Annotated in this window: 18 protein-coding genes and 3 pseudogenes; 5 read left to right on the plus strand and 16 right to left on the minus strand. The window is 41.6% G+C overall.

What is annotated here, in order from left to right; genetic code table 11:
• Positions 1 to 42 precede the first annotated feature (42 nt).
• From M2369_RS12515 to M2369_RS12535, 5 genes and pseudogenes are all read right to left on the minus strand, one after another.
• A pseudogene (locus M2369_RS12515) lies at positions 43 to 938 on the minus strand (phage minor head protein).
• Positions 935 to 1,779 (minus strand): annotated as a pseudogene (locus tag M2369_RS12520) (phage portal protein); the annotation flags it as partial. The pseudogenes M2369_RS12515 and M2369_RS12520, both read right to left, overlap by 4 nt.
• Before the next feature lie 86 nt (positions 1,780 to 1,865).
• Positions 1,866 to 2,285, minus strand: coding sequence for a hypothetical protein (locus M2369_RS12525; RefSeq protein WP_017367369.1), 420 nt, complete (start codon positions 2,283 to 2,285; stop codon positions 1,866 to 1,868).
• 20 nt (positions 2,286 to 2,305) lie between these two features.
• Complete coding sequence (locus tag M2369_RS12530; RefSeq protein WP_396126113.1) at positions 2,306 to 3,952, minus strand: T7SS effector LXG polymorphic toxin; 1,647 nt, start codon at positions 3,950 to 3,952, stop codon at positions 2,306 to 2,308.
• 207 nt (positions 3,953 to 4,159) lie between these two features.
• Positions 4,160 to 4,630 carry a MarR family winged helix-turn-helix transcriptional regulator gene (locus M2369_RS12535; protein WP_178930229.1) on the minus strand — a complete coding sequence of 157 codons (471 nt, stop codon included), beginning with the start codon at positions 4,628 to 4,630 and terminating at the stop codon, positions 4,160 to 4,162.
• Positions 4,631 to 4,749: 119 nt separating this feature from the next.
• Here M2369_RS12535 and M2369_RS12540 point away from each other — a divergent pair.
• Positions 4,750 to 6,271 (plus strand): annotated as a pseudogene (locus tag M2369_RS12540) (MDR family MFS transporter); the annotation flags it as partial.
• Between the two features lie 43 nt (positions 6,272 to 6,314).
• Here the strand turns inward: M2369_RS12540 and M2369_RS12545 are convergent.
• The 5 genes from M2369_RS12545 to M2369_RS12565 form a co-directional block, all read right to left on the minus strand.
• Complete coding sequence (locus M2369_RS12545; protein WP_259254445.1) at positions 6,315 to 7,184, minus strand: class II fructose-bisphosphate aldolase; 870 nt, start codon at positions 7,182 to 7,184, stop codon at positions 6,315 to 6,317.
• Positions 7,185 to 7,186: 2 nt separating this feature from the next.
• Positions 7,187 to 7,645 carry a PTS sugar transporter subunit IIA gene (locus M2369_RS12550; RefSeq protein ID WP_039167830.1) on the minus strand — a complete coding sequence of 153 codons (459 nt, stop codon included), beginning with the start codon at positions 7,643 to 7,645 and terminating at the stop codon, positions 7,187 to 7,189.
• A 15-nt stretch (positions 7,646 to 7,660) separates the two neighbouring features.
• Positions 7,661 to 9,076: a PTS fructose transporter subunit IIC gene (locus M2369_RS12555; protein WP_024718281.1), complete on the minus strand. Its 1,416-nt coding sequence runs from the start codon at positions 9,074 to 9,076 to the stop codon at positions 7,661 to 7,663.
• Positions 9,077 to 9,088: 12 nt separating this feature from the next.
• The gene (pfkB, locus tag M2369_RS12560) at positions 9,089 to 10,003 is read right to left on the minus strand and encodes a 1-phosphofructokinase (protein ID WP_259254447.1); all 915 of its coding nucleotides are present in this window, start codon (positions 10,001 to 10,003) and stop codon (positions 9,089 to 9,091) included.
• Positions 10,004 to 10,133: 130 nt separating this feature from the next.
• The gene (locus M2369_RS12565) at positions 10,134 to 10,910 is read right to left on the minus strand and encodes a MurR/RpiR family transcriptional regulator (protein WP_007499235.1); all 777 of its coding nucleotides are present in this window, start codon (positions 10,908 to 10,910) and stop codon (positions 10,134 to 10,136) included.
• 160 nt (positions 10,911 to 11,070) lie between these two features.
• On the opposite strand from M2369_RS12565, the gene M2369_RS12570 reads away from it, so the two are divergent.
• Positions 11,071 to 12,477, plus strand: a complete 1,407-nt coding sequence (locus M2369_RS12570) for a phospholipase D-like domain-containing protein (RefSeq protein WP_259254448.1) — start codon at positions 11,071 to 11,073, stop codon at positions 12,475 to 12,477.
• Positions 12,478 to 12,489: 12 nt separating this feature from the next.
• Here the strand turns inward: M2369_RS12570 and M2369_RS12575 are convergent, their stop codons facing one another.
• From M2369_RS12575 to M2369_RS12585, 3 genes are read right to left on the minus strand one after another with little or no spacing between them, the layout of a single operon-like run.
• Complete coding sequence (locus M2369_RS12575) at positions 12,490 to 12,975, minus strand: DMT family transporter (protein ID WP_039167841.1); 486 nt, start codon at positions 12,973 to 12,975, stop codon at positions 12,490 to 12,492.
• A gap of 21 nt (positions 12,976 to 12,996) precedes the next feature.
• On the minus strand, positions 12,997 to 13,683 hold the full coding sequence (locus M2369_RS12580) for a Crp/Fnr family transcriptional regulator (protein WP_041092782.1): 687 nt from the start codon (positions 13,681 to 13,683) through the stop codon (positions 12,997 to 12,999).
• Positions 13,684 to 13,696: 13 nt separating this feature from the next.
• Complete coding sequence (locus tag M2369_RS12585; RefSeq protein WP_008343684.1) at positions 13,697 to 14,122, minus strand: DMT family transporter; 426 nt, start codon at positions 14,120 to 14,122, stop codon at positions 13,697 to 13,699.
• A gap of 212 nt (positions 14,123 to 14,334) precedes the next feature.
• Here M2369_RS12585 and M2369_RS12590 point away from each other — a divergent pair, with 212 nt between their 5' ends.
• Positions 14,335 to 15,762, plus strand: a complete 1,428-nt coding sequence (locus M2369_RS12590) for an aldehyde dehydrogenase family protein (RefSeq protein ID WP_061419254.1) — start codon at positions 14,335 to 14,337, stop codon at positions 15,760 to 15,762.
• 71 nt (positions 15,763 to 15,833) lie between these two features.
• Here M2369_RS12590 and M2369_RS12595 read toward each other — a convergent pair whose 3' ends face one another.
• Positions 15,834 to 16,811, minus strand: coding sequence for a trypsin-like serine peptidase (locus tag M2369_RS12595; protein WP_061419257.1), 978 nt, complete (start codon positions 16,809 to 16,811; stop codon positions 15,834 to 15,836).
• A gap of 62 nt (positions 16,812 to 16,873) precedes the next feature.
• Positions 16,874 to 17,251, minus strand: a complete 378-nt coding sequence (locus M2369_RS12600) for a DUF3221 domain-containing protein (RefSeq protein ID WP_061419260.1) — start codon at positions 17,249 to 17,251, stop codon at positions 16,874 to 16,876.
• 299 nt (positions 17,252 to 17,550) lie between these two features.
• Between M2369_RS12600 and M2369_RS12605 the strand changes: the two genes are divergently transcribed.
• On the plus strand, positions 17,551 to 19,362 hold the full coding sequence (locus tag M2369_RS12605) for an assimilatory sulfite reductase (NADPH) flavoprotein subunit (protein WP_259254450.1): 1,812 nt from the start codon (positions 17,551 to 17,553) through the stop codon (positions 19,360 to 19,362).
• Between the two features lie 33 nt (positions 19,363 to 19,395).
• Positions 19,396 to 21,114: an assimilatory sulfite reductase (NADPH) hemoprotein subunit gene (cysI, locus tag M2369_RS12610; protein ID WP_041507180.1), complete on the plus strand. Its 1,719-nt coding sequence runs from the start codon at positions 19,396 to 19,398 to the stop codon at positions 21,112 to 21,114.
• Positions 21,115 to 21,336: 222 nt separating this feature from the next.
• On the opposite strand, the gene M2369_RS12615 is transcribed toward cysI, so the two are convergent.
• Positions 21,337 to 23,271 carry an AMP-binding protein gene (locus M2369_RS12615; protein ID WP_168948765.1) on the minus strand — a complete coding sequence of 645 codons (1,935 nt, stop codon included), beginning with the start codon at positions 23,269 to 23,271 and terminating at the stop codon, positions 21,337 to 21,339.
• Position 23,272 lies beyond the last annotated feature (1 nt).

The following is a 23,272-nucleotide window of genomic DNA, read 5'->3' on the forward strand; positions in this document are numbered from 1 at the left end:
CGAATGATTATATAATAAATTTTAGCATTACATACATTAATTTCATGTTAAATAATTCTCTCTTCTAATCTCTTCTTTTTCCTCAGCTGACAATCCTAGAATAACAGGATCAACCACAGGACCAACCGCACAATGACAATTTACTCGCTCTTTTGGCGTAAGCTGTGTATCTCTCGGAAACATGCACCGCTCTCCGCTGCCTGGTATCTCAAATTCTTCATCGAGAGGAATGATTGTTCCATCCAGCTGCACATGACTTTCTCTGGACTGATTCTTTTTCCCGCCGCTGTGTTTCCATTGTTTCGCCGTCACAGCTGGAGGTTGGACATAGGATTCATGTTGAGCGACGGAAGAAGCGGTCAACACTTCAGTTATGGCTGTTACACGCGCGCTTGCGGCTGTCCTTCAGCTCCAGTTCAATCTCTTGGATAGAGCGGCCTTCTTTTATACCCTCTTTCAACGTTTGCTCAATGGCTGTATGAGTATTCAGTTTCATCAGCTGCGCCAACTCCTGCGACCATGATTCAATCCACTGTTCAGTTTTCTCAGAAAGTACCTTGAATGGAATATCCGCATCGATGGAATGCATGATTTTCTCGGCCAGCTGCGTGACGGTCAGCGTCAAGAAAATGGGCGTTTCTTTTCCAAACAGCTCCGCAAATTCATCAGCTGCAAACAAGTCATTTTGAAAGAACGCCAGAATTGATTCTAACGTTTCCGAATCGTCCTTGGATAAAACCATTCAGAGCATTTAAAAACGTCCTGCGTTGCAATTTGAGAAGTTTTGCGGTGGTTTTCTCGTACTCTTCCACCAAAGAGGGTATATCCTTAAGTTCCGGAAAATCAGCTACAGCTGCTTCTAGTTCCTCGACCTCATCCGACTCCGCTTTTCGCACAAAGGTATTGATGTTTTTTATCAACTGATCAATCTTTCTCATTTGCGGATCTCCTCTAGTTCATCCCTAAGGTCTTTGAGGATCGATACCAATTCATTCTGAGAACCTGCTGACTTCTGAAAAACCGTATCAAGCAAGCTAGTTGATGCCTTTGGCTTAGTCTCAATCGGTCTGTGGTATTGTTCTTCAGGCCATTCTTCTAACGTTTTCCCAAGAATACGGCCAGCCAGATCACGAAGGTCATTTGGTGAAACCGCTCCTGCTTGAATAAACGGTGTAAGAACCTTAGCAATTTCGAGCGGATCACGAAAGTCGGACCATTTAATATGAGTCGCACATGCCAGAGATCGAGATCAGGAAGAAAGAGTGTGTTGAACTTGCCAGTGAAGATCATTCTTTCCGGCTGAAATACCTGCTCTTCCGTTGTCTTTCGAGCGGTATCTGCTGTAGCCTTGTTATAATCCTTTGATTCGCCTGTGTAGATCGGCGGCAGACGGAAAGAAGAACGTATCTTGTTTCTCGTCTTCTCGTCGTATTCAAGAAACAGCGCATCCTCCTGAAGAATCTCGGCCAGTGATTTTATTTCAACTTTCACAGGTGCAGGGTCTTCGTCATTGCTTACTTTGTCCTTTTTCTTTTTAGGAATCCCTTCGACTTCAAGCAAAAGAAACTTATGTGCATTGTCTGAACCTTCAATGCCGTTCATGTACTCTTGCAGCTGCTGATAGGAAGACTCGGACAGCATTCCATTTTCCACTGTAATAACTGCCGGCACATGCCGACCTTGTTTAAAGTACAGATAGTTCAGTTCTTCTGCCTTGCGTGCTCCGTACATATTGACGATGTTACCAATCCAGCGAGGAACACCATATGTACCGCTGCCGCTCTGCTTGAAGTCCAATAACACCAAAAACCTTGAAAGGTATTAAGCCATTCAAGGTTTTTTTGTATAATCTCATTAAAAATGAACTAATTTGAATTCATTTTTGAAAGGAAATCTTGAAGAACTAATTTTACTGGTGAATTCGCAGTAGTAGCCAACACATTATTTACACGTTCTAAAATTTGAGGATGCTCCAATATCAATTTTTTGCCTTCCTCAATTGGAAAACTTCTCAATGTATCAATACAGATCTCAAATAGTTCTTTATCATTAGTATTCAACAAATCCATTAAAATTTTCAACTCATATTCATTGCACTCATTATCCAGACAATACGCAATTTTCCGCTGCCACTCTATTGGCTTATTGCGCACCTGATTTGATAATTCTTCCCAATCGTTCAGGCTAAAATCCGAGAGAATCTCACTAGCAATCAAACACCCGTCGTCATACCACGAATCTACCGTTGTATCAGCAGATAAAAGATTATCTAATTCCTTAAACACATTTAATACCTCCATTTAAATTAAAATCCTGATGGGCGTAAAGCATTTTCTGTACCTGTCGGATACCCGCTAGTTACATCTTTCCCCACTTTAATCACATCAATTTCTACACCATCAATACGTGCTCTATGCCAAGTTGCTCTATCTCTTAATCTTGATGAAATAGCTGCTGTATCTCCAACATCGGTAATACTTTTGAGAATTTTCTCATCCTTCCAAGAATCAGGAAAGAGCGTGCTTTTTTTAATCTTAGAGATATTTCCATCAGAAAACTGTTTTGTAAATACAACATTTTTTGTACCATCCGCATTTGTTGATAATACTTCAACTGCAAATTTTTCATTATCATTATTAATTCTAGGCGAATGTCCACCTATTAACTGATTTTTGGGGACTTTCCGTTGTCCTTCTAGAATCTTAGCTTCAATTTCTGGACTAATTACAGTTCTTCTAGCAGAATGTCCACCTGCACCCTGAATTCCCACCTTTCCATGAAACCCTTTCGCCCCAAACGGCAAAAGCATTCCCAAAGCCGCATTCATACTCGCTTCCTGCTGTTCTTTCGAGACTTTATTTCCAAACATATCTCGACCCGTAATCGCTTCGCTGAAGCCGTTTGTTGCGGTGAGGCCATATAAGCCTTTTTGTGATGTTTTCAACGCATCAAAAGATTTTTGTGATGTCTTGTAAATGTCGACTGCTCTGACTGCGGCGGACGTGGCTTGAGTCGTTTTATAGACGGCTTTTCCGCCTTTGAAAATGCGTCCTGCCCAACCGACGATTGGGATATATCCTGCTGCTGCCATGCCGCCTGCGGCGACTCGCTGTCCTGCGGTGAGTTCTTCACCTGTGATCGGATCGACACCTGTTGCGGCACGTTTTGCATCGTTCACGCCTGTCAGTTCATTGACAATATTTCCTCCGTAATCAAGAGCTTTTTCATACCACGGACGGTTGGCTAGTGCTTCTTGTTCCTTTGCAATCTTGCGGGCTTCTTCTTGATCTTTTTTGATTTTTAGATATTCAGAAGTTTGCTTCTCAATATCGCTTTTTGCCTTGTAGATTTCGCTATTTTGATACGCTTTCTTGTCAAAATTCATAGGCGAAATGGACTTTCCGTCATTTGTGGCATTGATCATTTCTGCGTACAATGCCATTGTAGCCTGCTGCTCCGTCTCTGACAAAGCATATTCATCTTTTAGATTTTGATCAAGTTCTCTTAGGTCTTTCACTGTCTTTTTTCGCTCGTCTTCCGCATCTTCTATTTTTTCATCAAAAGTTTGGCTATCAAATACCTCTAGTGAAATGAGGTCATCTATATCTTGAAAAATGGTTTTGAGTGCCTTTTTTTGATCTTTTACAATGCTTTTGGCGTTTTTGATGCCCATATGAACGGCATTGTCTAAAAAGTGTTCTTCAACAAAGGTGTCGCCGCCAAAATTTGTATCATCAAGTGTCCCAGAAACACCTTCATGAAAGGCTTTTTGTTTATCAATGAAATTAATAAACATGTCCACATTTCCGGCGAGTTCTTTGTAGAAGCTTTTAATGTTATCGGCACCTTTTCCAGTGAAGTCGTCACCGAGGTTGGCAACACCTTGTAATGCCTTTTTTAAATCTATCATTTGTTCGCGGAGTTCCTGATAGTGTTTTGCCCTTGTATCCATGGCACTGGTTAGTGCTTTTGCATCAAGTATCTTGCCCAGAAGAATTCACTCCTTCCTATTCATTGACGAGGTCAATTTTACCAATACGAAGTTTGTCATTAAATAGGAATAAAGATACAAAAACAGTACTTAATATGTAAATGATCAGAAGCATATCCTCGCTATTTTATTTTTCAAAGAAAAGCTCCCCCTTAACATTGTGCTCTCTTAAGACTTAGACTTAAGCAATTGTAGCTCTTGGTCCATAATATCTGCTGCTTCGTTAATAAATTGAATGATCAAGTCTAAATCTTCTTGTTTGTATTCGTTTGTGAGCTGTTTAGTTGATGCCGATAAAGATTGAAAGAGTTCCTTCACTTGTGATTTCCCAGCCGTTAATGGAACAATGATGACCCTTCGCTTGTCTTTTGGGTCCTTCTCCCTTTTGACGTAGCCTGCTTTTTCTAACCGGTCAATGAGAGCTGTGACCGCACCTGAGCTAAGACCGGTTTTTTCACTTAATTCACCTGCTGTGAGTGGTCCAAGTTCGTTTAACAAATCTGCTGATTTGAGATCTGTTGGGAAAAGGCCGAGCGATTGAGCGGCTGCTTGGTGAAATAGGACTGTTCGTGTAGCAAGGCGTCTCATCGTATGAATGATCTGATCCGCTCGATCTTCTGCCTCGTTCTTTGTTGACAACTTGTTCTCCTCCCTTTAAAATCAATTTATCTTGATCATCAAGATAAATGTTCTCTTACTTTATAATTAACTTGATCATAGCAAAAAAGTGAAGAGAACGTAAGCAGGAGGTAAATGAAATGAATAACGTGGATCATAAAGGCAAGGCATCCACTCGCTTTGTTGTCATCGGTTTGCTGTTAGGGATTTTTATGGCAGCGATGGACAACACCATTGTCGCAACAGCAATGGGAAGCATCGTCGCCGATTTGGGCAGTTTTGATAAATTTGCTTGGGTGACTGCTTCTTATATGGTGGCAGTGATGGCCGGTATGCCGATTTATGGAAAGCTTTCAGATATGTATGGTCGAAAGCGTTTTTTTCTGTTTGGACTTATTTTCTTTTTAATTGGATCTGCGCTGTGCGGCATCGCACAAACGATGGATCAGCTTATTATTTACCGTGCGATTCAAGGACTTGGAGGCGGTGCTCTTCTTCCGATCGCTTTCACGATTATCTTTGATATCTTCCCGCCAGAAAAGCGCGGGAAAATGTCCGGTATGTTTGGTGCAGTTTTTGGTCTATCCAGTGTATTAGGACCGCTGTTAGGAGCAATTATTACGGATTCGATCGGCTGGCATTGGGTGTTTTATATTAACGTACCAATTGGTATCGTCAGTGTGTTCTTGATCGCCAAATTTTATCAAGAATCGCTCGAGCATCGTAAGCAGAAAATTGACTGGTCAGGTGCCATTACACTTGTCGTTGCGGTTGTCAGTTTAATGTTCGCTCTTGAGCTTGGCGGTAAATCGTATGCGTGGGATTCTGTTCAAATCTTGACACTATTTGCTGTGTTTGTTGTCTTTGGCACCATCTTCTTCATTGTTGAACGGAAGGCAGAAGAACCGATTATTTCATTTTGGATGTTTAAAAATCGTCTGTTTGCGACATCTCAAATCTTGGCGTTTTTATATGGCGGGACGTTTATTATTCTAGCTGTCTTTATTCCTATCTTCGTCCAGGCGGTGTACGGTGAATCTGCAACAAGTGCCGGGTTCATTTTAACACCGATGATGATTGGTTCCGTGATTGGCAGTATGATTGGCGGAACGATGCAGACGAAAGTACCTTTTAGACGATTAATGACCATCTCTGTGATTTCATTTTTTGCTGGGATGCTGCTGCTTGCCAATATGTCGCCTGATACAGCAAGATTGTGGCTTACGCTCTTTATGATGATTTCAGGTTTTGGCGTTGGATTTAGCTTCTCCCTTCTGCCATCTGCTTCAATGAATGATCTCTCTCCGCGCTACCGCGGCAGTGCTAATTCTACCAATTCGTTCATGAGATCACTTGGGATGACTTTAGGCGTGACGATTTTTGGAACGATTCAAACCAATGTCCTGACAAATCGTTTAGCAGATGCTTTTAGCGGAATGAAAGGAGCTTCTTCTCAAGTTGGTGATCCACAAGCCATTTTTCAAGAGGGGGCACGCTCACAAATTCCGCCTGATATTTTAAATAAAGTGATTGATGCGATGTCACAAAGTATTACGTATGTATTTATGATTGCTTTATTCCCGATTGCACTTGCGGCGATTACGGTCGTATTTATGGGAAATGCACGAGTACGTACATCAAATGAAATGAAAGAAAGCGAATAATGTGAAAAAAGCAGAGCGATGCGGCTCTGCTTTTTTTCATCTTATTGATATAAAAGTTGGGCTTTTCCTTCACTGCCAACGATCTTTATTTTAGATGTGACCATGTCTTTGGCTGCTTGTTTTGCTTTTTGTAAATACATACGCGGATCTAAGCTTTCAGGTTCGTTTGAGAAATGATCACGAATCGCTTCAGAGTATGCATTTTTCAGTTCAGTGGACACATTGACCTTTGCCATACCGAGTGCGACACATCTTTTGACATCCTCATCTGGTACAGCTGAACCACCATGAAGGACAAGCGGCACATCGACAAGCGCTGCAATTTGTTCAATGCGGTCAAAGTCGATATTCGGCACCCCTTTATAAATGCCGTGGGCCGTGCCGATCGCAGGTGCTAAAGTAGGTACACTAGTTTCTTCTACAAATTGACGGCATTCTGATGGAATGGCTTTTTGAGCATCCTTTTCATCCACGACAATATCATCTTCTACCCCGCCTACCTTGCCTAACTCAGCTTCTACATTCACACCTACTTTTAAGGCAAGGTCAACCACTTCTTTTGTGCGGCGTACATTTTCTTCATATGAATGCATGGAAGCATCGATCATCACGGATGTATATCCTGCTCGTATACAAGTAAGAATCACATCAAAATCAGTGCAATGATCGAGATGAAGGCCGATTGGTATTTGGTATTGATCAGCTGCCGCCTTTACTGTATCTGCAATGGCTTTTGCGCCAAGCGATTGGACCGTGCCAACCGTTGTTTGCAAAATGACAGGTGATTTTAATTCAGCTGCCGTTTCGAGTACCCAGTAAATACTATCAAAGGAATGTACATTGAATGCGACAATTCCGTATTTTTCTTTTTTTGCTGCTTCAAGCATAGGTGTTGTGGAAAGTAAAGGCATGGTCAAACATCCTCTCTCGTCAAAATATCTGTTTTTAATACAGCGAGCATTTCTTCATTTGTTCTTGTTTCGAGCAGTTTTTGCCGTTTCGTTTCATCCATTAATCCGCGTGAAAGAGCAGAAAGTGCTTGTAAGTGAGTGGTTCCTGCTTCACTTTTTGGAATGAGTAAGGATAAGAAGAAAAAGCAAGGCTTTCCATCAAAAGCGTCCCATTCGATTCCGGTTTCTGTACGGACGATGACGAGTGCCGGTTTTGTGATGGTGTCTGACTGTGTATGCGGAATGGCAAATCCATCTTGAAAGCCGGTTGTACTCAGAGCTTCTCTTTCAGCTAGTCCTTTTTTGACAGCCTCAGGAGATGTACAAATCCCTGCTTTAGAGGCAATGTCAGCTATGGCTGCGAAAACGCCAGCCTGTGAAGAAGCTGTTTCATGTAGATTCATATAAATATGTTCCATCATTTCTCTTCCTCCCTATTAAACTGCGGGTTTGTCTATTTTCTTGCGGTAAAGCCCGTATAAAATCGCACCTACAAGTGAACCGATGAGTATGGAAAGCACCCACTGAAATGCGCCTGTGACGACTGGAAGGACAAGGAATCCACCGTGTGGAGCAGGAACCTGTACGCCAAAGAGATACGTCAATATAGCAGAGATGGCGGAACCAAACATGATAATTGGCAGGACAACGACTGGGTTTTTTGCTGCAAATGGAATGGCTCCTTCGGTAATATGAGTCGCTCCGAGAATATAGTTGATCATCCCAGCATTTCGTTCTTGTGGTGTAAAATGTTTTCGGAAAATCGTTGTGGCAATCGCAATGATAAGCGGCGGTGTGATACATGCTGCTGACACCCCTGCCATGAAGTAAAGGTTACCTTCTGCGAGTAAAGCCGTTCCTGTGACATAGGCTGCTTTGTTAAAAGGTCCTCCCATATCAAATCCACACATGGCTCCAACAATTAAACCTAAAAGCAATGGATTTGTGGATTGAACTGATGAGAGAAAATCCATTAATGAATTATTTAGCCCTGTAATTGGAACTAATAGCGGGGTCATGACAGCCCCAATTAAGAAAATACCAATGACAGGATAGATGAAAATTGATTTTAATCCGTCTAGTGATGCTGGTAATTTTTGAAGCAGGAATTGAAGAAGTACGATGATATACCCTGCTGCAAAACCTGCGATAATACCACCTAAGAATCCAGCGCCTCCATCGTTTGCAAGCAAGCCACCGATAAATCCGACAACCATCCCTGGGCGTTTCGCGATTGAATCAGCGATAAATGCTGCTAAAATAGGTACCATTAAGCTAAAGCCGAGCCCGCCAATGTTTTTCAAGTAGGCAGCGAACGGATGATACGTTTCATGCTGAGGATCAGCTGAGTAAATACCGAATAGAAAAGATAAAGCAATTAAGACCCCGCCTCCAACAACAAATGGAAGCATGTGTGATACACCGTTCATTAAATGTTTGTAGATGGTGTGTATCCACTTATTCGCTGACTTTTGTTGAGCTGATGAAGGCGCAGATGTTGTTTCTGTTCCAGAAGCTCTTCCTTTCACTTGATGAACGGGGGCTTCTCCATTGATAATGCCTTGAATCAGTTCGTTTGGTGTGCGAATACCCTTGGCTACAGGCACTTCAATGAGTGGTTTGCCGTGAAAACGATCTGTATTCACATCTTTGTCAGCAGCGACAATGACCCCATCGGCCTCCAAAATGTCTTGATCCGTTAAAGCGTTTTCAATTCCTACTTGACCATGCGTTTCAACTTTGATGTCGACCCCTAATTGCTCAGCTGCGATTTTTAATGCCTCAGCTGCCATAAATGTGTGCGCAATGCCTGTTGGACAGCCAGTGGCAGCGACAATTTTCTTGCGGCTCATGTGAACTCCCCCTTATATGTTCTGAATGTGTATTTGCTCAATTAATGAATCAATGTCATGTAAATCACTTAACCCTTTTGAAAAGGCGGTAGATGCCCCTGTTGCAATGCCATAGCGTAAGCATTCTTCATGAGGTTGTCCTTCCAGCTGTTTACTTAGGAATGCAGCGAGCATGGCATCACCAGAACAAGCCGTGTTTACGACCGTTCCTATTGGTGCATTTCCTTTTAATACGGCTTCGTTTGTAAGGAATAGTGCACCTTCTCCTCCTCGGGAAATGAGTACTTGCTCTGCACCCATCTCGATCAGCTTTCGTCCTGATTCAACGAGTTCTGTTTCTGATAAACGGTGGGTTTTTCCAAAAAATGCGGCAATCTCTTCTTCATTTGGTTTTAGTAAATATGGTTTGTATTGAAGTGTTTCTAAAACCGCCTTAGAGCTTGTGTCTAAAATAAATTTCACGTTGTTTTGATGACAAATAGCGGCTATCTCTGAGAAAATGCTAGCAGGAACGCCTTTAGGCAGACTCCCTGACATAATGAAGATGCTGCCTTTTGGAATGGTCGAGATTTTTTCGCGAAAGGCATCAAGCGCTTTTGCCTCAATAGCAGGTCCTTGATTCACAAGCTTGTATTCTTCCGTTGTGTTAATAAATACATTAATGCGTGTAATCCCATCCACTGGGATAAAATCAGTTTGAATGGAGAGAACTTTTAACGATTGTTCAATATATGAACCTGAAAACCCAGCAATAAATCCTAATGCAGTGCTGGTGAAGCCATATTTCTTTAGCATAATGGACACATTAACACCTTTTCCATTCGGCTGATAATCCTCATCTTCCGTGCGGTTGACTGTATCTGCCCGCATTTCTTTTAATGCAATATATAGGTCAATAGCAGGATTTAAGGTGCAGGTATAAATCAATTGGTTTCACCTTCTTTCTTTTCTCTAAAGAAAGTATCTCATACGATTCAGTGAAAATGTTTTCAGATTGTGTAAAGGTTTTCACGGTAAAAAGCCCCCCATCATAAAGTGTGGAAGGCTTTTTGATTATTTATTTCATCCGAATCACATAGGCGTCTAGTAAAATGCGGGCAATGACATGAAGCGACAGGCGGGACCTGACTTCATAATCTGGGAAGAATGATTGTTCCCCTTTATATCCGACGAGTGTCATATCTGATATTTTACTTAATGTAGAATCAATTCTAGTTGTGACTGTAATGGTCGTGACCTGCTTCATACTGAGGTTTTGGCAGGCTTCTACTAGTTCCGACGTTTCTCCATTTAATGAAACAAAGATGGCAAGTTCGTTTTTATCAATGTCACGCGATTTGAGCCGAATGATATTCGGGTCGTCATGTACCTCGCATGTTTTTCCGATGAGCTGCAATTTGATGGTCATCTCTTTGGCGATCATCTCTGAAAAGCCTCTGCCAAAAATATAAATTTTGTCTGCATCATGGATCTTTTGAACCGCATCCTCAATTTGCCCAATACTTTGCAGTTGAATCGTCTTTAAGACCTCTTCTTCATTTTTTCGAATGGCTAGTTTGATGTCTTCGTCAATATTTTTTAGTTGATCACTATCATCTGTCATTTTCTTTTCTTGTTTCAATCGATATTTAAAGGATGTATAGCCATTGTATCCGATTTTCTTCATCAGTCTGACAATGGTCGCCGTCGACACGTTGGCTCTTTCACTTAATGTGACGATGGATAAGGTGGAGATATCCTCTAAATGCTGGTGAATATAATGCAGTAAATAACGTTCTGTTTCACTTAACGTTTGGTACACATCACTTGGTATATTAAATAATGGTTCATTCAATGCGATTCCCCCTTACTCATTTCATACTATAATTAAATGCCCTATGAAAACAAGGTGATTCTTTTATCCTGTATTTTTTATTAGAAAGCTGGATGAGTGAAATTTTGTTTTTAACATAAGCTAACAAAAAGAACGGTTTGTGTGAAAGGAGTTGATCACTGTGCTTCAATTCTTGTTTTTTCTGATCCTTTTATATGTGGTGTATGTATTTTTGACCGCATTTGTCTTGTTTTATTTACCGTTTCAAAAAACTTGTAAAGAACATTGCATCTATAAAGCTTCTTCCATCTCAGGAGACGACCAAGGCATAAATCAAGTCATGCTGCTTGATGACGGGTTTGAATCGGGTCAAGTGAGAGTTCAAATGATTCGAGAGGCTAAAATGAACATTCGTTTGAGTTATTATTCCATTCAAAAAGGAAAAACCGCCGAATGGGTGCTTGGTGCTTTAATTGAAGCGGCTGATCGAGGAGTAAAAGTTCAGCTGTTGTTAGACGGCATTTGCCATAGCCTGCGTGGACCGCTGAAGCATTTGCGTTATGCTGTGGCGAATCATCCGAATATGGCCATTCGTTTTTATGAGCCTTTTCGTTTGTTCAAGCCATGGACGTGGCATAACCGCCTTCACGATAAGCTTCTTTTGGCGGATGGCAGGGTCGCTGTCATGGGCGGCAGAAATATTGGTGATAAATACTTTGCAGATCAGCCGCCGAAAGACTTTGCGTATGACCGAGATGTGCTGCTGTACAACGCCAAAAAAGGAAAAGTATTAGATGAAATGGAGCAGTATTTCGTTTATTTGTGGAATCATGATTTTACGAAAAGAACAAAAGATGTATTTTCCAAGGCAAAAGCGAAAAAAGGAAAAAAGTTAAGAAAACAGCTGCTTCGATCTTATCAGGAAGCCATTCGTACAAAAGAACCCTTTGTCACGTCCACATATGATTGGGCAAAAGACGCCATTCGTGCAAAGCAGATTGCATTTTTCACAAATCCAGTGGAACGCTTAAATAAACGTCCGCTCGTCTTGAAAAAGTTAAACGATCTCGCACAGCGGTCAAAGCGTTCGGTTCTTATCCAGACGCCTTATGTCATACCGACACGGCCAATGAAAGACGGACTCACGCCATTACCAAGTGATATTCAAACGACGATCGTGACGAATTCTCTTACAGCGACACCAAACCCTTTAGCATTTGCAGGATATTTAAGCACGAAAAAGGAACTCATGAAAACAGGTGTTCATTTGTATGAATATCAAGGTCCGTATTCAATTCACGCCAAATCAATGGTCATTGATGATAACTTAAGTATTATTGGAACATATAATCTAGATGCAAGATCCAGCTTTTTAAATACTGAATCGATTTTGGTGATTGATAGTGCACCATTTGCGTTATCTCTTACGGAAGCAATCGAACGAAAAATCGCTTATAGTGTTCTCGTAGCGAAAGATCGAACAGAATATAAAGCAAGCGACTATGGACAGAAAAAAAAGCCTTTCATGAAAAGGCTCCTTTTAACTGGTTTATCTACCATAACGGTTTTATGGCGGCGGTTGATTTAAATAAAAGGGCAGCTACTTTTGTGGCAGCCCTTTTTCTCTGGACTGCTCCTCTTCTATTGGTTCAAGCTTGGTTAACTTAAATACGAGGATTCCTGCCACAATGACAAGTACACCTAATAATTTTGTAAAAGAAAATGTTACTTTTTCTAACCCAAGCCAGCCAAGCGAATCAAATAGAAGCGCACAACCTAGCTGGGAGGTGAGAACAATCGAGATTCCATAAGTGGGACCGAGACGTTTGATGCTCTGAACAAGACAGATGACAACGCCTACCCCGATGGCTCCGCTTATCCAGTACCAGGCTTCCATATGCCTTAATTGAAACATGCCGGTTCCTTCTAACAAAAGACCCATCAAAAGTGAAGCGATAAAGCCCATTCCTAGAACTAGCGTCGTTGTTGACCAAGAGCCTGTATGCTCATTGACTTTACTATTAAAAATGGTTTGTAAGCTGACAAGTGCCCCAGCAGTGACAGCTAATATTATTCCTATGATCATATAAAAGTCCCTTCGTTTCTTCTATTCATAAATGTTGTGTTCTGCTATTTCTAAAAGCCCTTTTTGATCACAAATCGTAATCTTTCCTCTTCGCCTTTCAATCAGCCCTTTTTCTTGGAACTGCTGAATGACCCGGTTAATATGGCGGTAGCTTGTTCCAATTAAGCTCGCTGCATCCGTGAGGCGAAGCGTGCGTGCGTGCGCGTCATCATCACCTGTTAAAACAGACAATAAATAGCTTGCAAGCCTGACCTCTACAGGGTATAAAAGGTGGAAGCTTAAATCATTTGATTTTGTATAAAATTTGTTTGTGATGCCCTTGAGCAAAAAGGTTAAAACTCGAGGATCGTCCTTTGCATGCCGCATGAGGGCTTGATGAGAAATCCTGAGCATATGTACTTCTGTAACGGCTTCAACTGTATTGACCATATCTGTCTGCTGAACGTATTCAATATCTCCAATCGCTTCAAGAGGGTTTTTAAAGCAAAGAATAAATGTTTTTCCTTCCTTTGTGGTGGTGAAAATCTTTAATTTTCCTTTCACCAGCAAGTACATATACTCCCTTTTATCCCCTTTTGAACAAATCAGCTCACCTTGCTGATAGCGCCACAAGCTCACATGTGAGATGAGTTTTTGATGAAAGACATTCTGTAACTGATGCGTCTTCATATAAGAGGAAAAGAGAGATTCATCATGCAGCTCCTCCATCTGATGCCCTCCTTTATAGTTTTAAGATGATGACGCCTGCAATCATTAAAAAGATGCCTGCATAATGGGGCCATTTCATTTTTTTCTTCTGAACACCAAACCATCCTTTTGCATCGATGGCAAAGGTAAACGCAAGCTGTGCGATAAGTAAAGCAGCGATGGTGAGTGTCACACCAATGATTTGAATGGCAGTGACCTCATTAAAGATAATAATGGCTGCAAATGCACCTCCAATTAAATAAAGAGGCTGCACTTTTTTGTATTCCTTAAAGTGGCCATCCCGTACGATGAGTAAAATGACGAGAGAGATGATAAACCCTGTCAGCTGCGTGATCGTTGCCGCCTGCCACGTCCCGATATCTTGACTAATTCTGGCGTTGGCTACGCCTTGCAGTGTAATACAAGCGCCTCCTAATAATGCAAAAATAACACCTTTCATTCGTTCAAAAGCTCCTTCTTTTTTCAGTCTAGTTTCATTAAATGATAGATGCCCTCATGTTGAAAAGGACATATGTCCCACTTTGCGTATTATATCAGAAACTTTTTCTCATGCAGTTTCTCCGTTTTAGATTTTTCACAGTGGGTACAGTTTTATATGAGCTGAAAACAGAATATTGGATTGAATCACATATAAAAAGGAGACATGTCAGAATGAGAAATCAAGAGAAACACTTTATTAATGGAGAATGGGTCGCATCAACAGGAAACGAAACGACGGAGGTCATTAACCCTGCGACAGAGGAAGTCATTGGCACCATTAGTTTAGGAACGAAAGAAGATTTAGATCAAGCTGTCAAAGCAGCTCGAGCCGCCTTCCCTTCTTTCTCAAAAACATCTCGAAATGAACGAGTAGAAATGCTGGAAAACATTGTGCGCGGGTACGAAAAACGCAAGGATGAACTTGTAGAAGTGATGACAAAAGAGCTTGGTGCACCGCTGAAAGTGTCCGAAGAAGTTCATTACAAAATGGGTTATGAACATTTTTCTAAAGCAGCGGAAGCACTGAAATCTTATACATTTACCGAAGACCGCGGTGGACATACGATTATTAAAGAGGCGATTGGTGTCAGTGGATTGATTACACCGTGGAACTTCCCGACGAATCAGACATCTCTTAAAATTGCGGGTGCCATTGCGGCAGGCTCAACAGTTGTCTTAAAACCAGCAGAAATTACCCCTTTTGCTGCGATGATTCTTGCAGACATTATTGATGAAGCAGGTGTACCGAAAGGAGTCTTCAACTTAGTAAACGGAACGGGTGACGTGATTGGTGACGGCATTAGCTCACATCCTGATATTGACTTCGTTTCATTTACAGGATCAGGTGCCGTCGGCTCTAAAATTATGGAAAACGCAGCGGACAATGTGAAGAAAGTAGCACTTGAGCTTGGCGGAAAATCCCCTCTTATCGTCTTAGACGATGCAGATGTGGACGAAGCAGCTGAAACAGCCATTCATCATATTGCGATGAATACAGGTCAAGTGTGTTCTGCAGCTACACGTGTGCTAATTCCAGAATCAATGAAAGACAAGTTTGAAAAGGCTCTGCTGAACGCCCTGCCGAAGTTTACAGTTGGTGATCCGAGAGAAGATCACGCTACTGGCCCGCTTGTTTCTAAAAAGCAGTGGGATACGGTGCAATCTTATATTGAAAAAGGAATCGAAGAAGGTGCTACCCTTCTTGCTGGGGGAACTGGAAAGCCAGACGGAATCGATAAAGGATATTTCGCCAAGTATACCATTTTCACCAATGTGAAAAATGATATGACCATTGCGCAAGAAGAAATCTTTGGGCCAGTCATGAGTGTGATCACGTATCAAGACCTCGATCATGCCCTTGAGATCGCCAACGATACAGTGTATGGTCTTGCCGGGTATGTTGTTGGTCAAGATGAAAAAACATTAAAATATGTCGCTGAACATATTCGTGCCGGTCAAATCACCATTAACAATGCAGAAACAGATTACTTTGCCCCATTTGGAGGCTTTAAGCAGTCTGGTATCGGAAGAGAATGGGGAGACTTCGGTATCGAGGAATATTTAGAAGTGAAAGCTGTGATGGGACTTCCAACGGCGTAATTTGAGAAGGGAGAAAAACACTGAAGTGTCTTTCTCCCCTTTTTAAGAAGTTAACAAAAAAATTTCTATAACTACCATCCTTTACCGTAAGATACAAAGGTCATAACCGCAGAAGTCATTTTAGGTCCCCCATTTTCACCTGAAGAATAAGCTGCATTATGGACTCCTACGATTCTATTTTTTGTATTTAACATTGCTGACCCCGATTGTCCTCCTGCTGTATCTATTTTATAAAAAGCTAAATCAGAACTTTCGGATGTCACTTTTCCTGACATTGTATATTGAGATATTTTTCCTTCTTTTGTGTTTAAGTCTCCTGGATAACCCGTAATACTAATTGTTGATCCTTTTAATTTTGAAACTTGTGATATTCCAAAGCTTCCTGTTTTATCTGCAATATTGTATCCAGGCGTTGATTTTAACTTAATAATAGCATAGTCATAAATTGATTTTCCTTCTTTGATATATCCACCTGGTATTAAATAGTCTTCTACCTCATAAGCACCTAAAGAATAATGAGAATCTTTCATTCCTGGAATAGCGAATCCATATTTAATGTATTCTTTTCTATCTGAATCGTAAACACAATGAGCATTGGTTAAGATTTTATTTTTTGCAATGACGTTTGCTGTACATGAATAACCGTACTTACTGTTTTCACCATAAAAATAAGCAATTTTGTTATAAGGAGAAACTAGTGTATTGCTAACTTTTTTCCTGCCGTCTCCACCAATAACCGCAAATGGTTTTATTGTATTAGAATAATCATTTTTTAATGGTAAAAATGTATTTTTATCATAAATTTTTTCTGGTTTTAATTTGCTGGGTGTAAAATCTGCGATGTCGGATTCTTTCAATGTAGTTGCTGTTATAGGAGGAGTTCCTTCTTGATGGGAGAGATCTTTCTTATCTACCTTAGTTTTATATTCTGAAAATGGAATTTCCACTCCACCTTTGGATATTATGTCATAGGGGCTATAGGATTTTGCATTAATGGGCAGCAACAATAAACTTAAAAGGCTTACAAAAAACAAAACAAGTTTTTTCATATCAATACCTCCAACATAACATTTACTATATAAAATTATGATAATTGGAAGTTTAATGGAAATCAAGAGATAGTTTTGTATTTCTTCACTGTAGTTTTTGGAGGATTAGATTCTTTTAGTTCTTCAAACCAAATTTCTATTTTTTGTCCCGGTTTCAATTTCTGCTTATTTACTTTTGATAGATCAATCACTATAAGATCAGAACTATACTTATCAACAAGAGTAGCCGATTCCAATAGATAATCATTTTTTTTAGGGGTTTTATTGTTAATAAGAAGTAAACCAACGTTCTTTTCTTTGTGTAACAGTATACCTTTAGCAGAGAAAAGCGTTTCTTTTTTTTCACTACTAGGTTCCGTATTAATTTTTTTTTCATTGACGTGAACACAACCTACTAAGAAGAGAGTAAAGATTAAGATTGAAACTTTATAAATATTCAATGTTACTTACAGCTCCTTTGATTTAATAAAACTATGATATTAACATTTTAATCTATAAAATCAATTTTTTGTTAAAAAATTTAAAATGAAGATATTAAAATCACGTTCTTTTTAGCGCCCAAGCTTTTCGAAAATTAAAAAGCTTTATTCATTTTTAAGGGTATTAGAAATCTTAATCATGACAATCAATATTATATATTTTACTTAATGGCAAACTTTCGGTAAAGTTCAAATTGAACCTATATATATAATTCCTATCGAATTAATCTATGTTTATATTCCTTGTGAGGTGGATATTGTTGCAACTTCATGTATTGAACAGTCCGTTTAGCCAGGAGCAGGCAGAGTTACTCAATCAACTGCTTCCGACTTTAACAGATCAGCAAAAAATTTGGCTTACTGGTTATTTATCAGCGCAGGCAGCGCTTGCCGGCTCAGAAGCTGTCACTCCGGTGCCTTCTGCCGCAGCATCTGCCCAGCCTGTGAGCAAAGATGTGACCGTGCTTTATGGGTCGCAAACAGGCAATTCCGAAGGGTTAGCAAAAAAGACAGCCCAGCATCTTGAAGAGAAAGGCTTTCAAGTGACGCTCTCTTCTATGTCCGATTTTAAACCGAATAATCTGAAAAAAATAAACAATTTACTGGTCATTGTCAGCACACATGGCGAAGGAGATCCGCCGGATAATGCCCTTTCGTTCCATGAATATGTTCACGGCAGACGTGCGCCAAAGCTCGATCATTTAAGCTTTTCTGTCCTTTCATTAGGTGACAGCTCATACGAATTCTTCTGTCAGACAGGAAAAGAATTTGACGAACGCTTCGAAGAACTTGGCGGTACTCGCCTGTTTGACCGAGTGGATTGTGACCTTGATTATGATGAGCCGTTTTCAGAATGGCTTCAAGGTGTTGCCTCTTCTTTGAGTGAAGGTGAAGCTGTATCACTGCCGCAAGAATCAGCGGGAGCAAACAATCAAGCCGTTTCTGAATATTCAAGAACAAATCCTTTTTATGCTGAAGTTCTTGAAAATATCAACCTAAATGGGCGTGGATCTAATAAAGAAACACGTCACTTAGAGCTTTCGCTTGAAGGTTCAGGTCTCGTGTATGAGCCAGGTGACAGCCTTGGCATTTACCCGACAAATGATCCTGCGCTTGTCGACGAACTGATTCAAACATGCGGGTGGAATGCAGAAGAATCCGTCACCGTTCATAAAAATGGAGACACTCTTCCTTTAAAAGAAGCACTCACCTCACATTTTGAGATCACGGTTTTAACAAAACCACTTCTTCAAAAGATCGCTGAACTGACAAAAAGTGAATCCTTGCATTCCCTTTTAGAAGAAGGAAACGAAGAAAAACTGAAAGAATATATCGCAGGCCGGGACCTAGTAGATGCGGCTCGTGATTTCGGTCCTTTTGATGGAACCGCCGCAGATTTCACGTCCATTTTAAGAAAAATACCCGCACGCCTTTATTCCATTGCAAGCAGTCTCAAAGCAAATGACGAAGAGGTTCATTTGACGATAGGGGCTGTCAGATATGATGCGCACGGCAGAGAACGCCAAGGTGTCTGTTCGATTTTATGTGCAGAGCGCCTGCAGCCAGGTGATACGTTACCTGTTTATATTCAGCACAACCAAAACTTTAAGCTTCCTCAAGATCCAGATGCACCGATTATTATGGTAGGACCAGGCACAGGCATCGCCCCTTTCCGTTCATTTATGCAGGAACGTGAAGAACTAGGTGCAAACGGAAAGTCATGGTTATTCTTCGGTGATCAGCATTTTGTGACGGATTTCTTATACCAAACGGAATGGCAAAAGTGGTTAAAGGATGGCGTCTTAACGAAAATGGACGTGGCTTTTTCAAGAGATACTGAGGAAAAAGTATATGTCCAGCACCAAATGAAGAAACAAAGCAAAGAATTATTTGAATGGCTTGAGCAAGGTGCTTACGTGTATATTTGCGGAGATGAAAAGCATATGGCGCATGATGTTCACAATACCCTTCTATCCATCATTCAAGAAGAAGGTGCGATGAGCAAAGAAAAAGCAGAAAGCTATCTTGCCAACTTACAGCAGCAAAAACGCTATCAGCGTGACGTTTATTGATTTGATGCTTGAAAGAAAGGAGCTTTTACTTACATGGTGAAGACAGCATTAACAGCGCCGGATGGACCTCCGAGCGACGTAGAGGAAATCAAAGAAAAAAGTGATTATTTACGGGGTACGTTAAAAGAAGTGATGCTTGATCCGATTTCAGCGGGAATTCCGGATGATGACAACCGTCTGATGAAGCATCACGGCAGCTACTTACAAGATGATCGTGATCTGAGAAATGAACGACAAAAACAAAAGCTTGAGCCTGCCTATCAATTTATGCTGCGTGTCCGTCTGCCTGGCGGAATCGCCACATCTAAGCAGTGGCTTGTGATGGATGAGCTTGCTCACAAATACGGAAACGGTACGTTAAAGCTGACTACTCGTGAAACCTTTCAGCTTCACGGTATTTTAAAATGGAATATGAAAAAAACCATTCAAGACATTCATTCTACTATGCTTGATACAATTGCTGCTTGCGGCGACGTGAACCGGAATGTCATGTGTACATCCAATCCTTATCAATCTGAAGTGCACCATGACGTGTACGAGCTGGCAAAAAAATTAAGTGATGACTTACTTCCACAAACAAGAGCCTATCATGAGATTTGGCTTGATGAGGAAAAGGTAGCAGCAACACCTGACACTGAGGTTGAACCGATGTATGGTCCGCTTTATTTACCAAGAAAATTTAAGATTGGCGTGGCCGTCCCTCCTGCTAATGACATTGATGTTTTTTCGCAGGATCTAGGCTTTATTGCCATTATCGAAAACGATCAACTGGTCGGTTTTAATGTCGCAATTGGCGGCGGAATGGGTATGACGCATGGTGATACAGCGACTTATCCGCAGCTTGCAAAGGTCATCGGCTTTTGTACACCTGAACAGGTCGTAGAAATTGCCAAACAAGTCATCACCATTCAGCGCGACTACGGAAACCGTTCCGTGCGAAAAAATGCCCGCTTTAAATATACGGTGGACCGTCTTGGTCTTGAGAATGTGAAAGAAGAACTTGAGCGCCGTCTTGGGTTTACTCTTTTAGAGGCAAAGGATTATCACTTTGATCATAACGGTGACCGTTATGGCTGGGTAAAAGGCATTAATGGCAGATGGCATTATACGATGTTTGTAGAAGGCGGACGCATCACAGATTATGATGATTATCCGCTGATGACAGGCATCCGCGAAATCGCCAAAGTTCATACAGGTGACTTCCGTTTAACCGCCAATCAGAATTTAATCATTGGGAATGTGACAACTCATAAAAAGAAACAAATCGAACAGCTCATTCAGAAGTTTGGTTTATCAGACGGCCAGCAACACTCCGCCCTGCGCCGCAGCTCAATGGCTTGTGTATCTTTGCCAACTTGCGGTTTAGCGATGGCTGAAGCAGAGCGCTACCTTCCACGATTGATTGATAAAATCGAAGACATCGTTGAAGAAAACGGATTAAGTGATAAAGAAATCACCATTCGAATGACTGGTTGTCCAAATGGTTGTGCTCGTCATGCGCTTGGAGAGATTGGATTTATCGGAAAATCACCTGGTAAGTATAATATGTATCTTGGTGCCGCATTTGATGGCAGCAGATTAAGTAAATTATACCGTGAAAATGTGGGTGAGGAAGACATTCTAAAAGAACTTGGCTCTATTCTCCCCCGCTACGCAAAAGAACGAGAAGAAGATGAACATTTCGGCGATTTTGTCATTCGTGCAGGGATTGTGAAAGAGACAACAGATGGAACGAATTTTCATGTGCAATAAAAAAAGACAGGAACCATCCTGTCTCAGATTGTTGACAAAGGGCTAAAATGAACTTGATTTTAGCCCTTTGTCTTCTTTTCAGCGTGATAGAAAACCTTTGCCAGTCTAGGAAGGACGAGCATCGGCGCGGAGCGAATTTGACATTCGTGAGCACCGAAGCGCAGGACTGACACCGAATGCGAGGTTTGTCTACACGCTGAGACAGGAACCATCCTGTCTTTTTTATTTTTTCTGTTTCTTATTCAAGTATTCGGTCAGACTCTTATATACATCTGGATTGTCTAATGAAGATAAATCGGGTGAAGGCTGATCTTCATACGCCCCTTTAAGTAAACGCCGTACGATTTTTCCATTCCTTGTTTTCGGCAAAGCTGAAATAAGATGAACTTCTTTTGGTGTGAGCGCTTTTCCGGCATGTGAACCAACATGGGCTGAAAGCTCTTGGATAAGGGCTGCTTCTTCAAAAGCATGCGGACTGGTCACGATGAAACAGACGAGCGCCTCCCCTTTCACCTCATCCTTTACCCCAATCACAGCGGCTTCATGCACGGCAGGATGCCAGGTAAGGATGGATTCAATTTCAGCTGGCCCGATGCGTTTCCCTGCTGTATTAATGACATCATCCGATCTGCCGGTGATGTGGAATTCTCCGTCCTCTGTTTGCATGACCCAATCTCCGTGTGTCCATACACCGTCAAATCGTTTGAAATACGTATCTTCATAACGCTCCGGTTCGTTCCAAAAACCACATGTCATGCCGACCCATGGCTTTTTCACCACAAGCTCCCCTACCTCATTCATCACGCTTTGCCCGGCTTCATTGTATACATCTGCCGCCATTCCTAAGATCGCCGCATTAAAGAGAATCGGTTTGATGGGTCGAAGCAGCGTACTGCCTACAATGCCACCAGAAACCTCGGTTCCTCCTGAATAATTTAAGATGGGAATGTTCTTTTGACCAATGGTATGAAATAACCATTGCCACGGAGCTTCATTCCATGGTTCTCCTGTAGAAATAATGGCTTTGACATGAGATAGTTCGACCCCATCAATCGTTTGCTGCATCGCAGAACGAACAAATGTAGGAGAAAGTCCAAAATGAGTGACTTTCTTCTCGTGGATGAATGACCAGAGCTGCTGCTCATCTGGATAATCGGGAGCGCCGTCATATAAAACGATGGCAGCTCCATTGATCAAGCCGCCAAAGACGAGGAATGGCCCCATCATCCAGCCCATATCAGTCAGCCAAAACAGTCGGTCTCCTTTTGCCACGTCCATACATAGCCCGGCATCAAAAGCTGCCTTTATCGGAAAGCCTGCGTGTGTGTGAACGGCTCCCTTTGGTGTGCCGGTTGTGCCTGACGTATACAAGATCATCAGCGGGTCTTCATTTGTGACATAGGTCGCGCCGGTGATCGGCTGTTCTTTTAACAAATCATTTAGCAATACATCGTCCTGATATCCGGTATGAGAGGAAGTGTGCACAATCACTTTTTGCACAGTTGTGGTTTTGTTGATGGCATTAGCCACACATTCCCGCATGTTGATCGTTTTCCCTCGCCGCATCATTTCATTCGCTGTGACGACAATGGATGCGCCTGACGCACGAATGCGTACAGCGAGTGGCTCGCTTCCATAGCCTGAGAAGACTGGGCTGAAAATAACACCAATCTTTGCAAAGGCAAGCATGACGGCGACCGTTTCTGGAAGCATCGGCATATAGATGATGGCTACATCCCCTTTTTGAAGTCCTTCTTTCAAAAAGCCAGCTGCAAGACGGCTCACCTTCTCTTGAAGTTCGAGAAATGACCATTTCTTTTCTTCACCGGCTTCATTGCTCCAAATGATGGCGGGCCGATGCTTCGTCTCTTCTTTTTCAGCCCATTTGTCCACAGCCGTTTCGGTGATGTTTAGTGTGCCGCCCTGATACCATTTCGGCCACATCAATGAGTGGTGACCTAATGCCGCTTCATATGGTTTTTTCCACTGAATGCCGACCGCCTTTTCCGCTTCTCTCCAAAACCAGTCTGTGCGATCAATACTGGCTTGATAGAATGAGTCATACGTAGAAAAACCAAGAGATTTCATCCACTGATGCAAACGTGTTTTTTGGCTCTGCTTTTCTTCCGGTATCCATTCTGGTTTCAGGTTGATCATG

This window comes from Bacillus sp. JUb11 (genome assembly GCF_024807925.1).
Lineage (GTDB): Bacteria > Bacillota > Bacilli > Bacillales > Bacillaceae > Bacillus > Bacillus altitudinis.

What these genes read in the sequence shown, in the direction of transcription:
- M2369_RS12530 (WP_396126113.1), bottom strand. Translation starts at nt 3,952, where the DNA reads ATGGATACAAGGGCAAAACACTATCAGGAACTCCGCGAACAAATGATA.
- M2369_RS12545 (WP_259254445.1), bottom strand. Translation starts at nt 7,184, where the DNA reads ATGCCTTTACTTTCCACAACACCTATGCTTGAAGCAGCAAAAAAAGAA.
- M2369_RS12550 (WP_039167830.1), bottom strand. Translation starts at nt 7,645, where the DNA reads ATGATGGAACATATTTATATGAATCTACATGAAACAGCTTCTTCACAG.
- M2369_RS12555 (WP_024718281.1), bottom strand. Translation starts at nt 9,076, where the DNA reads ATGAGCCGCAAGAAAATTGTCGCTGCCACTGGCTGTCCAACAGGCATT.
- M2369_RS12575 (WP_039167841.1), bottom strand. Translation starts at nt 12,975, where the DNA reads ATGATCATAGGAATAATATTAGCTGTCACTGCTGGGGCACTTGTCAGC.
- M2369_RS12580 (WP_041092782.1), bottom strand. Translation starts at nt 13,683, where the DNA reads ATGGAGGAGCTGCATGATGAATCTCTCTTTTCCTCTTATATGAAGACG.
- M2369_RS12585 (WP_008343684.1), bottom strand. Translation starts at nt 14,122, where the DNA reads ATGAAAGGTGTTATTTTTGCATTATTAGGAGGCGCTTGTATTACACTG.
- M2369_RS12590 (WP_061419254.1), top strand. Translation starts at nt 14,335, where the DNA reads ATGAGAAATCAAGAGAAACACTTTATTAATGGAGAATGGGTCGCATCA.
- M2369_RS12595 (WP_061419257.1), bottom strand. Translation starts at nt 16,811, where the DNA reads ATGAAAAAACTTGTTTTGTTTTTTGTAAGCCTTTTAAGTTTATTGTTG.
- cysI (WP_041507180.1), top strand. Translation starts at nt 19,396, where the DNA reads ATGGTGAAGACAGCATTAACAGCGCCGGATGGACCTCCGAGCGACGTA.
- M2369_RS12615 (WP_168948765.1), bottom strand. Translation starts at nt 23,271, where the DNA reads ATGATCAACCTGAAACCAGAATGGATACCGGAAGAAAAGCAGAGCCAA.